The following is a 13,963-nucleotide window of genomic DNA, read 5'->3' as shown; positions in this document are numbered from 1 at the left end:
ATAGTCGTAGGAGGCTTGTGTGGAGATGATAGCGATCAAGGCGGCCGCGCCGCCGCCCGCGCCGAACTTTTCGGATGCAGAAGTGCAGGCCATGCAGCGGGCAGTGATCCGGCTGTTTGATCATTGGGAAATTACGGACGCACAGGCTGCAGTTCTTCTCGGCGATATCGCTGTGCGCACCTATCAGCGCTGGAAGCAGGGTGAATATGGCCGTTGGAATGTCGATCTAGCCGCTCGCCTGTCCAATCTTGTCGGCATACACAAGGCTTTACGACTTCTCTACACGGAGGTCCAACGCGGATATCGCTGGATCAAGGCTCCCAATCATGCCTTCGGCGATCGCTCGGCGCTCGAGGTCATGCTGGGCGGGCAACTCACCGATCTGATGCGCGTGCGGCGCTATCTCGACAGCTATCGCGGGGCTTGGTGATCCGCGAATGCCCCATGCGAAGCTGTCTCCTGTCGAATGGCCGTCGGCTGTCCGCCTGATCGAAAGCAAATATCCCCCCATTGATCTGTTCGAAGATCTTGCCGACCCCGAAGATTGGGAACTGCTCGCCGCGGCCGAGGCGAAAACCAATCCGCGGCTCGCGGAGACAATTGGCAACCTCGACCTGGTGCCGGTCGAACGACGCGTCGCTGGCCCTGGAGCGAGCTACGTAATGGCGCCCTTCACCCATTGCTCCCCTGATCGACCGGGCCGCTTCCATGATGGATATTTCGGCGCCTATTATGCCGCGAATAATTTCAAAACCGCGATTGCCGAAGTCACGCACCATCAAGCGCGGCGCCTGCTCGATACGCGGGACGAGCCTGGCTGGATTTCGGATATGCGCGAGTTGGTCGGGATCGTGAACGCCGAGCTGGTGGATATCCGGACGGGTGGTTTCGATGCCCTTCTGGCGCCTGATGACTATGCGCCGTCGCAAGCCTTTGCACGCCAGCGACGTGATGCGGGTGAGGATGGTGTGGTCTATCCTTCTGTCCGCAATCCCGGCGGCGAGTGCCTTGCTGCCTTCTGGCCTGACGTTGTCGAAAAGCCCTTGCAAGGCCGTCACTTCCGCTACCATTGGGATGGCGCACGCGTTGATATGATCCACGAGCTCACTCTCGATGGGTCAGGCCAGGTATTTCGCCTGGAAGTTTAGCGGCAAAGTCAACTGCTGGCGGCCGATGGAATTTCCCAAACTTGTGGACCTTGATCCAAGCTGGCATGATCGAGCCAGCGCGATGGCAACACGCGCAATCAGACTGCCAGGCATCATGAACGACGGTCCATAGGTCCGTCGGCCGCGCAAGACGACCGCTCGCATAGTCGAGCAGCGGCACAGCACTGGAAGACGAATGATCTCGGCGACGCCGGGCCATTTGCAGTGCTCATGGAATCGACGTGTCTTCAGCAGAGTTTGGGCAAAGTGCCGACATGCAGGCCGACCACCTGTCGGGCTGCGACAGTGAGAGCGCCGACGCGCGAGAGGAAGGCGTAGCGTCTCCGAAGGCAAGCGGCGATCTCGATTCCCTATTTCGATCGCACCGCCCTGCCCTGCTTCGCTTTGTTCGCCGCAAGGCCGGCATCGAGGAGGCGTACGACATTGTGCAGGATATATTTGTCCGCGCTGCCGGCAGCCAGCAGCGACACCGCCTGAACAATCCCGCAGGATTCCTGCAACGCATTGCCACCAACCTGCTCATTGACCGCGCTCGGCACTTGGCCCGGCGAAACATGTCTTTGGTTCCGCTTGACGAAGAACAGGATATCCCGTCGCCACCTCAGCAGGAATGGAACATGGAAGCTGCCGACCTGCTCCAGCAGTATGAGGATGCCGTCAAAGCAATGCCAGAGAAGACCCGCCGGGTATTCCTCATGCACCGGGTGGATGAAATGAGCTATCGGGAGATTCATCAGACCTTAGGCATCAGCATTGCGACGGTCGAATACCATATGATGAAAGCCCTCGCCAAAATCGCGGCAGCTGTGGACCAGGATCGATGAACGATAGCGACGGTGACTATTCTGTCGACGAAATCGCGCGGGCGTGGCTTGTTAAGATGCGCGGCGAGAACGCGGCTGGATTGCGCGCGGATTTTCAGGAATGGCTGGAAAGTGCCCCCGAGCACCGCGATGCCTTTAATCGCATAGAGCGCCGTCTCGCTCAGTCAGCGATCCTGAAACGCTCTTCGCGATTTGGGTCCGCTCATGCCGAGCGGCGATCTCAAGCGAGGGCGGGACGGTGGCTATCCTGGGGTGCGTTGGCCGCGATCGCCGGGTTGCTGCTGATTGCCTTTGGGGCGCTCGGAGCGACGTTGCCCGTTCCGCTTGCTTCAGGATCGTCAAGAGCCATCGCGGCAGAAGCACTCATGACACGGCGCGGCGAGATACGGCGATTTCAACTCGCAGACGGTTCGATCGCAATCCTGGATACCGAAAGTCGCCTTGAAGTCACGCTCGGCGTCGCGGAACGGCGTGTCCGGCTCACGCGGGGCCGAGCCCGCCTTTCAATATCGGCCGACACCCGTCCTTTTGTCGCCGAAGCGAATGGAGTCACCCTGCGGTCTCGAACCGCTGAATTCGATATGGCCGTCGCGGCGCCGGGAACCGGCACGATCGCGCTCTGGCGTGGAAATGCCAAAGTTGTTGGGATCACCCCCGATGCGGGGCCCGGAAAAGAGCCAATACATTTACAACCCTCGCATGCTCTCACTTACGACCTCGGCGAAAATGCCGTCCATCTTGAAAGGGCGCCCGATCAAAATGTTCGCGAATGGCCAAGCGGATGGGCGAATCATAGGGAGATTTCGCTCGGATATCTCATCCGAGAGGCCAACCGATACGCCGAGCGTCCGATTGTTCTCGACACTCCGGCTCTTGCCCGCGTCGAGGTTACAGGCCGCTTCAAGATCAGCAAGACCGAAGTGTTCGCTCGGCAGATCGCTGCGCTTCTCGACCTCGCAATCACAAAAGATGCCGAGGGCCTGCATTTGCATAAACGATGAATTCCCATTGCCTCGATGATGCCCACACGGGCCGCCGCGTTGCAGCGGCAAAACTGTCTTCATTGCCCGGCCAAAGATCGACGTAAACTCTACGCCACTTGTCGAGGTCTGGCCGCGAAAGCGGCTTGAGCCTTTTCGATACCCTGGACTGTAGCCGCGTGCCCACACAACTTGCCTTGCGTCCCGAAGGGCGCGCCTTGCGCTCCAATGACGCCCTTTCCGATGCTGTGAAAAAATCGCGGTCCGACTAAGGGCGTCCTCTAGCCGACGTCGAACCTTCCTGAACGACCCGCGAAAGGCGCGGGCAAAGGGGAGGCTCCATGACCAGTTCAACCATCCACATCCTGTCGGCGCTGATTACTGGCACTGCAATCTACGCTGTGCCGGCTGCCGCTGCGCAACAACCGGAATCTGCATACGACATAGACATTCGCGAGCAAGATCTCGGCGATGCGCTCCGCTCAGTCGCCGCCCGTGCCGGTTGGGAGCTTTACGCAGCGGCCGATGATGTTAACGGGAGGCCAGCCCCGTCGCTGGAAGGCCGTTTCACCGCGCGCAATGCGATTGAAGCACTTTTGGCAGGAAGCGGGCTTCGGGCCGAGTTCCGAGACAGCGCCGTGATCATCAAGCGGCGAACGGCGGTGACAGACGCCAGTGAATCCGAAGGCGCCATCGTGGTTACAGGCACGCGTATCGCCGGCGCCCCTCCCGCAGCGCCGGTCACGGTCGTCACGAATGAGGATATTCGCAACGGCGGACAATCCGACCTGGGGGAAGTCGCGCGCAGCGTGCCCCAGAATTTTGGGGGCGGCCAGAATCCCGGCATTGGCAATGGTCAGGGCGCGGCAGCCGAGAATGCCAATGTCAACGGCGCGTCGACATTCAACCTGCGCGGCATTGGTCCCAACGCCACGCTGACCCTGCTCAACGGCAACCGCTTCGCCTACACCGGCATCTCGTCGGTGATCGACGTCAGCTCCATTCCGGTGGCGGCCGTCGACCGGATCGAGATCGTCGCCGACGGTGCCTCGGCCATCTATGGCGCTGATGCCGTCGCCGGCGTCGTCAACATTCGGCTGAAGCGCGATTATCACGGACTGGAAGCCAAGGCCCGCGTTGGTGCCTCTACCGATGGCGGAAACGTCCAGCAGCAATATGGTCTGCTTGGCGGCCGCTCCTGGACATCAGGTGGCGTGCTCGCTGCCTATGATTATAGTCACTCGTCGGCGATCGACGCCGGGGAGAGAAGCTACGCCGGCTCCATGAATCCGGGGTCTACGCTCTTTCCAAAGACCTCCCGGCATTCGTTGCTGGTGAGCGGACACCAAGCAATCGGCCCCGACATTACACTCGCAGCAGACCTTTTATACAAGAAGGGCCGCGTTCATCAGACCCTCGGTTACGACCAGATGCTCGCTCCGGACGTCTTCGGGCTGGACAATGTGAGCACCTCAGAGAGCGTTGGGATTGCACCAAGTCTGTCGGCCGATCTCGGCCGCAATTGGCAGTTCAAAGCCAGCGGCTTCTTCGGCACCGACCAGACAGGTGGCTATGCTGAACTCTTCTCAGGCGGTGATCTGCTCTCGCATATCGACAAGCATTTCTTCAACCGAAACCTCGCGATTGAAGGTGGCTTTCAGGGCCCGCTTTTCAGGCTCGCAGCGGGCGAGGTGGCGGTCGCTTTCGGTGCCGGCGCCCGGCGCAATGATTTCCGAGCGATCCTGCCCGTGAATGTGGTCGATCGACGGCGCGACAATATCTTTGCTTATGCCGAAGTATTTGCCCCCCTCACCTCGCCAGAGCAGGATATTGCCGGCTTCCATCGATTGTCGGTTTCGGGAGCGCTGCGTTTCGAAGATTATTCCGACGTTCGAAGTATCGTAACGCCGAAACTCGGCATGACGTGGGAACCCGTAAGCTCTTTGAGGCTTGCGGTCTCTTGGGGCCGGTCCTTCAAGATGCCCACGCTCTATCAGCAATATGGAGGCTATTCGACAGTCCTGGCTCGGGCGTCGAGCTACGGGGCGGGCTACCCGCCGATGGCAAATGTCATCGTCGCGACAGGTCCGGATAGTCGGATCGGTCCAGAACGCTCCGAGAACTGGACCCTGAGCGCACAGCTCACTCCCGTAGACGGGTTCAAACTCACGGCGGCGTGGTATCGCATTGACTACAGAGACCGCGTCGCGCCCCCCATCTCCTCGTTCGTCGGCATTCTCGACAACCCCCTCTACGCCGGCCTGGTCGCACAAAATCCAGCTGCGGCCGAACTGGCGACGCTCATCGAAGGCTCGCTGTTTGGCCTCGAGAACAGGACGGGGGAGACCTATGATCCCGCCAATGTCATTGCCCTGATCGACGGACGTGAGCGCAATATCGCCCGCCAGCGTTATTCGGGGATTGATCTGTCGGCCCGTTATCGGGTTGCACTCGGGCCTTCGGAACGCTTGACCCTCTCTGCTGCGGGAAGTTTCCTCGAGAGCCGCCAGCAGTTGATTTCCGGTCTCCCCTGGACGGATCTCGCCGGTACCATTTTCCACCCAGCGAAGTTTCGCGCCCGCGGTGGACTGTCTTATGAAGCCCATCACTTCACGCTCTCTGGGTTCCTCAATCATATGAGCGCGCTTGAAGACGACCGCCGGGACCCGACTGCCCGCATTCCGCCATACACGACGCTCGATGTCACCGCGCGCATCAAGGTCAGTTCCAAGACCGAGCTATCGATCGCCGCCCTAAATGTGTTTGATGCCAAGCCGACAGCTATCGCCACAGCAAGATCGACCGACACCCCCTTCGACACGACCAACTATTCACCGGCAGGCCGTTTTCTCGGTCTCACCGTTCGGCAGGAATGGTAAGCATGCTAGGTCCATGCCTTCGTAGCGGCGCGCTCTTCCTTGCGCTGGCGCCGTCTATTACATCAGTTGCGGCCGACGAGGATGGCCACCGCTGGACGCTCATCGATCAGCTGACAGTGCCAGAGGTTCGTGCGCTCGCGCTATCGGCAGACGGACGAAGCGTGCTCTATGTCGCGCGGATCGCCGACCCGAATAGTGATCGTACAACCGCGCAGCTGCGCCACATCAATCTTCGTACCGGCGATACCCGCGATATCTTAAATGCCGGCTGGATCGATCAGCTCGCGCGCATCCCCGGTACGGACGACTGGAGCGCGCGGGTCGACATGGGAGAGGGCGTACAGCTCTATCGGATTTCCGGAAGCGGGATGGCGACACCGCTAGTCGTACACCCGCCGACGGCTGTGTTCGGCGATGCGGAAGGTGCTGTGTATCCGGGCTACGGCCACGGGCCGCTTGCCACCGGCGTACGAGCATACAGCTGGTCTCCCGATGGCCGATGGCTCTGGTATGTAGTTCTCGACGGTGCCCCATTCCGTAGCGCGATACGCTATGACGATGCCGTCACGATCGAGCGCGGGCGTCGGCGCGCGTGGGGACAGGCAACGGCATCAATCTTTCTACGCCGTCCTGATGGCCAGGACATTCTGATAGCGAAGCGGCCACGAAGCGATCGATTGACATTTTTCGGGCACAGCTTCGTGCAGTGGAAAGCCGACGAAGTCCGCTTCAACGTGATGGAGACTGATGGGGATGGACAGCCGAAGCGGGTGACACTCGGCTGGTCGAAGACTCACGAAAGGATGCGCGTCGTAAACGACGCGGTGCGACCTGCCTATTGGCGGTTGCCAGGCCCTCGCGGTGGAGTGCTGTCGTCAAAGGGATTCGGCGAAACCCGCGATCTCGTCGAAACCCAATCAAATGGGAAGCTTCACAGCTACGGACGCTTTCCCTTTGCCGTCGGAGATGCGCGCGCGACTGGCGGCTTTCTTTCAGCCAACGGGGCTCGGGCAATAGCGGGTTATCGAACAATAGCTGAGCCGCGCTTCGGCTTAGCGGTTGTAGAGGGCAGACGTATCTGGACGATCGGAGGGAAGTTCAGCCTCACGAATTGCGACTTCACTGCCGCGCTCGACAAGGGGGCATGCATCGCGCAGAGCCAGACGAGCCCGCCGGAGGTCGTGCGGATCAACGTCGACAACGGCCAAGTTAATCGGGTGGCATCTGTTTCGTCCGCGCATGAGCAGATCGCGCCGCTGGCGGTGGAGCCCCGAACTTGGGTCAATCGGCACGGGTACAAGGCGGACGGCTACATCATATGGCCACGTGGCTACAAGAATGGGCACCGATATCCGGCCATCGTCATTACCCATGCCGGCGACGCCGACGATCGCTTCGCGAACCGTGAAAACCAATGGGAATATCCGGCACAGCTTTTTGCCGAGCACGGCTACGTCGTTCTGCTCGTCAATACACCGAGGTCGCATCAGACGACTGCTATTGACGCTGCGTATGAGGCGTGGGTCAACGAAACCCGTGACATACCGCCCCGGACCATCCAGGATCTCATCTGGCTCAACGAGGTCGCAAGCTTTGAGGCGGCGGTCGAAGACCTCATCGAGACCGGCGCCGTCGACCCCGCGCGTGTCGGCATCGCCGGCTACAGCCGCGGGTCGCAAAGCGTGAATGTGACCATGACTCAATCCAAGATGTTCCGGGCGGCATCGAGCGGCGACGGTGGCTATCTTGAGCCCGCATTCTACCCCGATCTTCCGGGATCCTATGACACCGTTTTTGGGGGCCCGCCAACCGATGCGGGAGCGCTTCCCAATTACCAACGGTTGGCGCCTTCGCTGCGCGCGGATCAGGTGTGCGGGGCGATGTTGCTCCAGATGGCGACGCCTTACACCGGCGCGGTGGATCTCTACGCAGCACTGCGCCGAGCGCATGTCCCGGCGCAAATCACGCTCTATCCGGGCGCAACCGCAGCCAGCGACGAGACGCATATTTTCCATATCCCGTCGAACCGGATCATGGCGATGCAAGAGAATGTCGCCTGGTTCGATTATTGGCTGCTCGGCAAGCGCAATCCCAAATCCCCTGTTGCGAGCCGCTACCTCAATTGGGACAAGATGCGTGAAGCGGCGCCACAACGCTGCGGAAATTCAGCATGGCGTTTAAAAGATTAGCGGCGTGTATCGCTACCATCCTCCCACCACCGCACCCAGGATTCGGCGGCAGCAAAGCTGAGAAGCCGCAGATCGCCGCCATCGCTGTGCCAGCTATTCGTAGCGGCGCTTCCAAGCCAATCGGGATCGAGCAGACCCGCTGCCACGAGCTTCCCTCGGCTGAGCATAGCAATCGCGTCGTCGCGCTGGGCCTCGAATATGCGGCGAACGAAACCAGTCGGTCCCCCCTTAGTGCGCCGCTCCACGATCAGAGTTGGGAGGCTATCTCTTACTGCTTCACGTGCCACGGCGCGATCGCGTCCCCCGCGAACCCAATACCAAGTGGGAATAGACAGGCAGAGCTCGACGATCGGCTGTGAAAGCAGAGGGGAGATTTGCGGCGGGGCAACGTCCCGGGGATAGAGCTCGATGCTCCGGTAAGCCCGTGCGAGCATCGCGACATGCGATGCCTTGCCCGGAAGGCTTCCCGCTGGCGCCGATAGCCAGGGATGTTGATCGGTGCTCGACAGGACTGCGGCCCGACCTGATGGACCGAGGCCCCTCAGGTCGCGACGCGGTCGGTGCCCCTCACGCCAGCGACGGACACGGGCGACACCGTGACGAACGACTTCCGCCAGCCCTGTGCCGGTAAGATCGGCAATATCTCGCGCGGTGGCGAAAAGACCAGGAGGCATTCCGCCGGCGAGAAAGCGATCCGCGAGCGGAGCGGCGCTGCGCATCGCGCAAAACACATTGTCACCGCCATTCCCCGCGAAATAGGCTCCGATAGGCCAATTTGAACTGATACGCTTGTGCTCGGAGGCGATGGCGGGAAAGTAGTGCCCTGCAATGGGCAGGGGAAGATGCGGCAAAACGGCTCGATTAATATCCACCGAGCCGAGATCGTAGTTGGACGCGTCGAGCCGCTGACCCAGTTGCTCAACCAGAGCGCAGGCGTAGCGCCGCTCGTCGCCATCGGTTCCTGGCTCGACCATGGTCAGGCAGCGAACATCTGGCGAGCGCGATCCCAAGGCGGCGACCACGATCGAACTGTCGAGTCCCCCAGACACGCCGACAAGAATATTGTCGAAACAAGTCGACCAAGCACCGATGCACTGCCGTAGCGCGTCTCTCAGGGCATGTGTGGCCGATTCAAAGTCGAGCCCCTTGCGCGGCTCGACATGGTTCCAGGGCGTCCACATCTGCTCGACCCGAATGCCGGCGTCAGAGACGGTCAGTTGCTCCCCCGGCAGTAATTCTTCGACATTGGAAATTCCGGTCCGGCGCCCAAGCATGTCGATTCCTGCGAACATGCACGCAAGGGAACCATAGTCGACCTCTTCGCTGCCCGGCTCGGCTAGCGCAGTCATGTCGCTGGCGAGCGTCACCCCCTCTGACCCGCGACGGAAATAACAAGGCATCATTCCCGACGGGTCGCGCAGTACAGTGATCGAAGCGTCGTCTTTTTCGAGCAGCGCGACATACCCCCCCCAATAGCGGGATAACAGCGCGGCTCCCCCAGATCGAACGATATCCCGCTGCTCGTATCGGTCCAATTCGGTCACGCGAGGCGATAACGGCTCTCGTTTGAACAGTGGACCGACAATGCATCCGCTCTGACTTAGATCGACCCGCGGAGCGGCGCTCGACAGCCGTGCTCGTCCCTCGGCGAACCCGACCGTGCCGGCAGCAGTTTCACGCCGCTTTCGATCGCCAATCAGGATCTCAAGATGGAACGAGAGCCTCATCGCACTGAATGAAGGGGACGGTAATTGAGCACGAGGTCGAGAGGATCGCTGATGACGAGGCCGTCCACCTGAATCCAGCAGTGCGCTGCAAAGGGAAGCGTGACACCCACGACGAGATTGCAGCCGAGGTTGCGACGAGCCAACATCGCCCGCATCGCAAGACCTCGTGCGAGACATTGATCGGTGGTATCACGATAGCGCGATGCGCGCGCAAAGCTGGCTGCAATTTCACGATAGCGCTCGACGTCACCATATGGGAGGCCATTTGGCGAAAGGAGGGCCCCAAGCGATTGCGTCGCAAGCCATCGCCGGGCGCGCGAATGCCAGAATAATGATTCAAGGACGAGCGCAGCGCTGACGCGCGGAAAGCGATCATCATACACACTTTCGACTGGAATCGCCGCGGCAGCCTTGGAATTTTCAATTTCTCCGACCTCGATGAAGCCTTTTTGCGCAAGCCATTCGAGCTGAGTTTCGTTGGCACTGCCGTCAGCTGCGGCGCGCAGGGCTGCAGCTCCTTCCCGCGCAAAGAGAAAATAGCGGTTTTGGCTGAGGTCGAGACAAACCGCGTCCGCGCCAATGGCGCAATGTAACAGATCGTGTCGAAGGCGGAGCTTGGACATAAGTGAACGCGTTCTGGCGTGCGGTGCAATCGGCACCGCACGCCTTTCGCATCAGTCGTCGGCCTGGATGCCGCCGTTCGGATAGCGCTGGAACGTCTGCACATCCAGTGGGCCGTCGTCTGACGCGCCGCGGGTCTCGACGCGTGCGTCACCGAGGTCGATGATGCAATCTGCATGGTCTTTCATGATTCTTCCTTTCCAACTATCGCGACGAATATAAGTCGCAAAGCCAGAAATATATTCTGCAAAATATACAATCAATTTTATAATTGAATTATAAACACTTTATAATTTCGAATTTAAGATGTGAGATTTTTAAGATAAAAACGGCAATTTTTTTAAATATAAACAATTGCCCTGATCTCAAAAAAGAGTGACCGAGCGAGGACCTTAGCGTCGGATACTAAGACCGGAACCTTTAGCGAAACGCTTGGACATACGTGCCGGAACCCGGTCACACGCTGGCACAGATCAGCGCACACAACCTATTTCGCCAACCCCGAAGAGACGCAACGTGAACTGGACCCAAATCCGGATCCATCGCAGCAAAACCGCGGGCTGCGCGCCTTCATTTCAGACAGCGAACTCGCTGCGGGGCGCGTACTGTTGAAAGGCCCATTGCGACGACAGTCACCAGCAGGCTCAACAACGCCGTCTGCCGCGGCCTGACCATACGAATAACGCCAAAATTAAGCGAGAAAGTCATCGCGCTCGCGACGACGCCCGGATAGAGCACGCTGCCGAGGTGGCAAAAGCGCGTCTCTATCACCAGCGGGCCGGCGGCTAGTGAGCGGTCAGATCAACCCGCCCCCGAGCATCAGACGAACCACCCCGACGACGATCACTGCGATGTTGAGGTTGCGCCCGGCGTTGCTGCTCGACATCGCGCCGAGCGCGAGGCCGACGATCGCGATCGGGATGATGATCCAGTTCGCCCAGCCGAGCAGCGGAATGAAGGCGGGTATCGCCAGGATCAGCGCGATCAGTCCGATGAAGATCGATACGATGTTCAGCATGAAGGCAGTGTCGCACGCCTCCCGCCGCCCCGCAAGCGGCATTCATTTCGTCGGCGTCAGCCCTCAAGTCGTCGTGTTGCCTGACGTTCATGCAACGCAATCCGACCCCTGCCCGTTCTCCATGCGAAGCGCCCAAAGCCGACCGGCGGGGAGGCGCCGAACCAGGAAAGGACGAATGATGCGTTTGATTACCAAGAGCCTGACGGGTGCGGTTGCCGCCATCGGCATCGCAGCGACCGCTCCCGCTTTCGCGGGCGTGTCGGTCGAAACCCCGGCACAGGCCTATGGTCTCCACCAGCCGGAGCAGGCGAACCAATTTTATCACAAGAAGCACGACCGCCGCTATTATGCGTCGCGCGACGAGCGCGTCGGCCCCAACACGCGCATCTGGCGCGGCAAGAACGGCCGTTATTACTGCAAGAAGGACAATGGCACGACCGGCCTGTTGATCGGCGGCGCCGTCGGCGGCCTCGCGGGGCACGAAATCGCCGGAGACGGCGACAAGCTGCTCGGCACGATCATCGGCGCCGGCGCGGGCGCGCTGCTCGGCCGCGAGATCGACCGCGACAAATATAGGTGCCGTTAGAGAGCACCGTTACGGGTGCGGGTCCGAGACCCCTCCGCCCGCACTACGTGATGGAGAGGGCGCCGGCCATCGGTCGGCGCCCTCGTCTTATGCGGCCCCTTGCCCTCGCCGCCCCCATGCTCCAGAAGCATCGCCCGTCCGCCGCCGAAAGGAACAGCGATGCTCAACGGCCCCCTTCTCGTCACCGAGCGGCTGATCCTGCGACCGCCCGCAACCGAGGATTTCGACGCCTTTGCCGAAATGTGCGCCGAGGCGGAAACGATGAAATATCTCGGCGGTCCGTGCGCTCGCTCGCAGGCGTGGCGCCTATGGTGCGCGCTCGCCGGCGCATGGCATATCCGGGGCTTCTCGATGTTTTCGGTGATCGAACGCGATAGCGGCGAGTGGGTCGGGCGGCTCGGCCCGTGGGAGCCCGCCGATTGGCCCGGTCCCGAGGTCGGCTATGGCGTTCGCGCCAAATTCGCCGGGCGCGGCTACGCCTTCGAGGGCGCGATCGCCGCGTGCGATTTCGCGGTCGAGTTTCTGAAATGGCCGCAGCTGATGCACTGCATCGACCCCGGCAACAGCCGATCGCAGGCGCTCGCGCGGCGGCTCGGCGCGACGAACAGCGGCCCGACGCGCCTTCCCGCCCCGTTTCAGGATGCCCCGGTCGACGCCTGGATCCAGAGCGCCGACCAGTGGCGGATCAAACGCAGGGAGTTCCAACCATGACCGACCGCTTTGTCGACCCCGAACGCGCCCAGTTCGATGCGTTCAAGGCGCTGCCGCGCGATACGAAGATCCACATGCTCAACCTCGTCCGCTTCAAGGCGAAGGCCGACTACCCCGCCGATCATCCGCTCGCGGGACAGCCGCTCACCGGGGCCGACGCCTATGCCCATTATGGCAAGGACAGCGGCCCGGTATTTCAGCGCGTCGGCGGCCGCATCGTCTGGCGCGGAACGATGGAGGCGATGGTGATCGGCCCCGGCGATGAGCATTGGGATGCGGTTTTCATCGCCGAATATCCGAACAGCGGCGCCTTCATGGAGATGGTCACCGATCCCGTTTACCGGCAGGCGGTCGTCCACCGTCAGGCTGCGGTCGAAACCTCGCGCCTCATCCGCTGCGATCCCGACCTGTCTCGCACCGAGACAATATTCGGCTAACAAAGCCTTACCGGTTAAGGACTTTTGCTCACATCTTCTTTACCAGCATCCGGCACAGGTCGGGGATGGATTAAGGGAGTGTTAGCGATGATGGTGCGCGGAAAATGGCTCGTTGCGGGCGTGCTGATGGCGACGGCGGGGCTCGCCGGCTGCCGCGACAAACCCGAGCAGGCCGAGCTGTCGCCGCTCGACGAGGGACTCGTCGACGCCGACCCGGCCATCAGGGACGCGCTTCAGGACAGGATCATGGTCGACCCCAAGCTCGCGGGCCAGTCGAACCGCAATGCGATCACTCCAGGGAACCGCCTGATCGACGGCGGGGTTCCGGCGATCCCGGCGGGCCGCGCCGCCGCGGCGGCCGAAGCGGCCGCGGCGATGAAGGCAGGCAAGCTGGTCAAGGCGCCGAACGCCCTTCCCTTCGCAGGCGGCGCGAACGAGCCCAAGACCATCGGCGCGCTCGCCGCACAGCAATCGAAGATCAAATGCGAAAGTCCGCTCAGCTACGATCGCGGCTGGGCCGACCGGCTGCCCGCCGCGTTCAGCGTCTATCCGCGCGCGACGGTGCGCGAGGCTGCCGGCGTCAAGGACAGCAAGTGCAATCTGCGCGTCGTCAACTTCCAGACCGCAGCTTCGCTGCAGGGCGTGCTCGATTATTATAACACGCTCGCGATCCGCGCGGGCTATGACACCGACCACCGCGTCGACGGCGAGGACCATATCCTCGGCGGGACCAATGGCGATTTCGCCTATGTCGTCTTCGCGCGCCGCGACGGCGGCATGACCGACGTCGATCTGGTCGCTTCGGGCGGGCGCTGATCGACG

General features: G+C 61.2%; 15 protein-coding genes. 10 read left to right on the top strand and 5 right to left on the bottom strand.

The features are described from left to right. The first annotated feature begins 25 nt into the window (after nt 1-25). The 6 genes from KNJ79_RS06405 (at nt 26) to KNJ79_RS06380 (ending at nt 8,041) form a co-directional block, all read left to right on the top strand. Nucleotides 26-430, top strand: a complete 405-nt coding sequence (locus tag KNJ79_RS06405; RefSeq protein WP_317153268.1) for an MbcA/ParS/Xre antitoxin family protein — start codon at nt 26-28, stop codon at nt 428-430. A 7-nt stretch (nt 431-437) separates the two neighbouring features. Beyond that, complete coding sequence (locus KNJ79_RS06400; protein WP_317153267.1) at nt 438-1,148, top strand: RES family NAD+ phosphorylase; 711 nt, start codon at nt 438-440, stop codon at nt 1,146-1,148. Between the two features lie 275 nt (nt 1,149-1,423). After that, nucleotides 1,424-1,993, top strand: a complete 570-nt coding sequence (locus tag KNJ79_RS06395) for an RNA polymerase sigma factor (protein WP_317153266.1) — start codon at nt 1,424-1,426, stop codon at nt 1,991-1,993. Then, nucleotides 1,990-2,994 carry a FecR family protein gene (locus KNJ79_RS06390; protein ID WP_317153265.1) on the top strand — a complete coding sequence of 335 codons (1,005 nt, stop codon included), beginning with the start codon at nt 1,990-1,992 and terminating at the stop codon, nt 2,992-2,994. The genes KNJ79_RS06395 and KNJ79_RS06390 overlap by 4 nt, the downstream gene beginning before the upstream one ends. Before the next feature lie 320 nt (nt 2,995-3,314). Continuing rightward, nucleotides 3,315-5,852 carry a TonB-dependent receptor domain-containing protein gene (locus tag KNJ79_RS06385; RefSeq protein ID WP_317153264.1) on the top strand — a complete coding sequence of 846 codons (2,538 nt, stop codon included), beginning with the start codon at nt 3,315-3,317 and terminating at the stop codon, nt 5,850-5,852. Nucleotides 5,853-5,854: 2 nt separating this feature from the next. Next, entirely contained in the window at nt 5,855-8,041 is a 2,187-nt protein-coding gene (locus KNJ79_RS06380) for a prolyl oligopeptidase family serine peptidase (protein WP_317153263.1), read from the top strand. Here KNJ79_RS06380 and KNJ79_RS06375 read toward each other — a convergent pair. The 5 genes from KNJ79_RS06375 to KNJ79_RS06355 all read right to left on the bottom strand — a co-directional run bounded on the left by KNJ79_RS06375 (nt 8,038) and on the right by KNJ79_RS06355 (nt 11,407). Continuing rightward, nucleotides 8,038-9,768, bottom strand: a complete 1,731-nt coding sequence (locus KNJ79_RS06375; RefSeq protein ID WP_317153262.1) for an asparagine synthase C-terminal domain-containing protein — start codon at nt 9,766-9,768, stop codon at nt 8,038-8,040. The two genes, KNJ79_RS06380 and KNJ79_RS06375, sit on opposite strands and share 4 nt — an antisense overlap. Next, nucleotides 9,765-10,391, bottom strand: a complete 627-nt coding sequence (locus tag KNJ79_RS06370; protein WP_317153261.1) for a lasso peptide biosynthesis B2 protein — start codon at nt 10,389-10,391, stop codon at nt 9,765-9,767. The genes KNJ79_RS06375 and KNJ79_RS06370 overlap by 4 nt, the downstream gene beginning before the upstream one ends. 51 nt (nt 10,392-10,442) lie before the next feature. Further along, entirely contained in the window at nt 10,443-10,577 is a 135-nt protein-coding gene (locus KNJ79_RS06365) for a hypothetical protein (RefSeq protein ID WP_317153260.1), read from the bottom strand. A 382-nt stretch (nt 10,578-10,959) separates the two neighbouring features. Next, nucleotides 10,960-11,160, bottom strand: coding sequence for a hypothetical protein (locus tag KNJ79_RS06360; RefSeq protein ID WP_317153259.1), 201 nt, complete (start codon nt 11,158-11,160; stop codon nt 10,960-10,962). 25 nt (nt 11,161-11,185) lie between these two features. Further along, nucleotides 11,186-11,407 (bottom strand): hypothetical protein, encoded by a 222-nt coding sequence (locus tag KNJ79_RS06355; protein WP_317153258.1) that lies wholly within the window; start codon nt 11,405-11,407, stop codon nt 11,186-11,188. Nucleotides 11,408-11,582: 175 nt separating this feature from the next. Between KNJ79_RS06355 and KNJ79_RS06350 the strand changes: the two genes are divergently transcribed. The 4 genes from KNJ79_RS06350 to KNJ79_RS06335 all read left to right on the top strand — a co-directional run bounded on the left by KNJ79_RS06350 (nt 11,583) and on the right by KNJ79_RS06335 (nt 13,957). After that, nucleotides 11,583-11,993, top strand: a complete 411-nt coding sequence (locus KNJ79_RS06350; protein ID WP_317153257.1) for a glycine zipper 2TM domain-containing protein — start codon at nt 11,583-11,585, stop codon at nt 11,991-11,993. Between the two features lie 159 nt (nt 11,994-12,152). After that, a complete protein-coding gene (locus KNJ79_RS06345) occupies nt 12,153-12,704 on the top strand; it encodes a GNAT family N-acetyltransferase (RefSeq protein WP_317153256.1) in 552 nt (183 codons plus the stop codon). Beyond that, on the top strand, nt 12,701-13,141 hold the full coding sequence (locus tag KNJ79_RS06340) for a DUF1330 domain-containing protein (RefSeq protein WP_317153255.1): 441 nt from the start codon (nt 12,701-12,703) through the stop codon (nt 13,139-13,141). Before KNJ79_RS06345 ends, KNJ79_RS06340 begins: the two co-directional genes overlap by 4 nt. Nucleotides 13,142-13,228: 87 nt before the next feature. Next, the gene (locus KNJ79_RS06335; RefSeq protein ID WP_317153254.1) at nt 13,229-13,957 is read left to right on the top strand and encodes a hypothetical protein; all 729 of its coding nucleotides are present in this window, start codon (nt 13,229-13,231) and stop codon (nt 13,955-13,957) included. Nucleotides 13,958-13,963: the final 6 nt, after the last annotated feature.

Origin of the sequence: Sphingopyxis indica, assembly GCF_032879645.1 — a bacterium.
In the GTDB taxonomy this organism is placed as follows: Bacteria; Pseudomonadota; Alphaproteobacteria; order Sphingomonadales; family Sphingomonadaceae; genus Sphingopyxis; species Sphingopyxis indica.
This window is presented reverse-complemented; position numbering and strand designations above follow the sequence as displayed.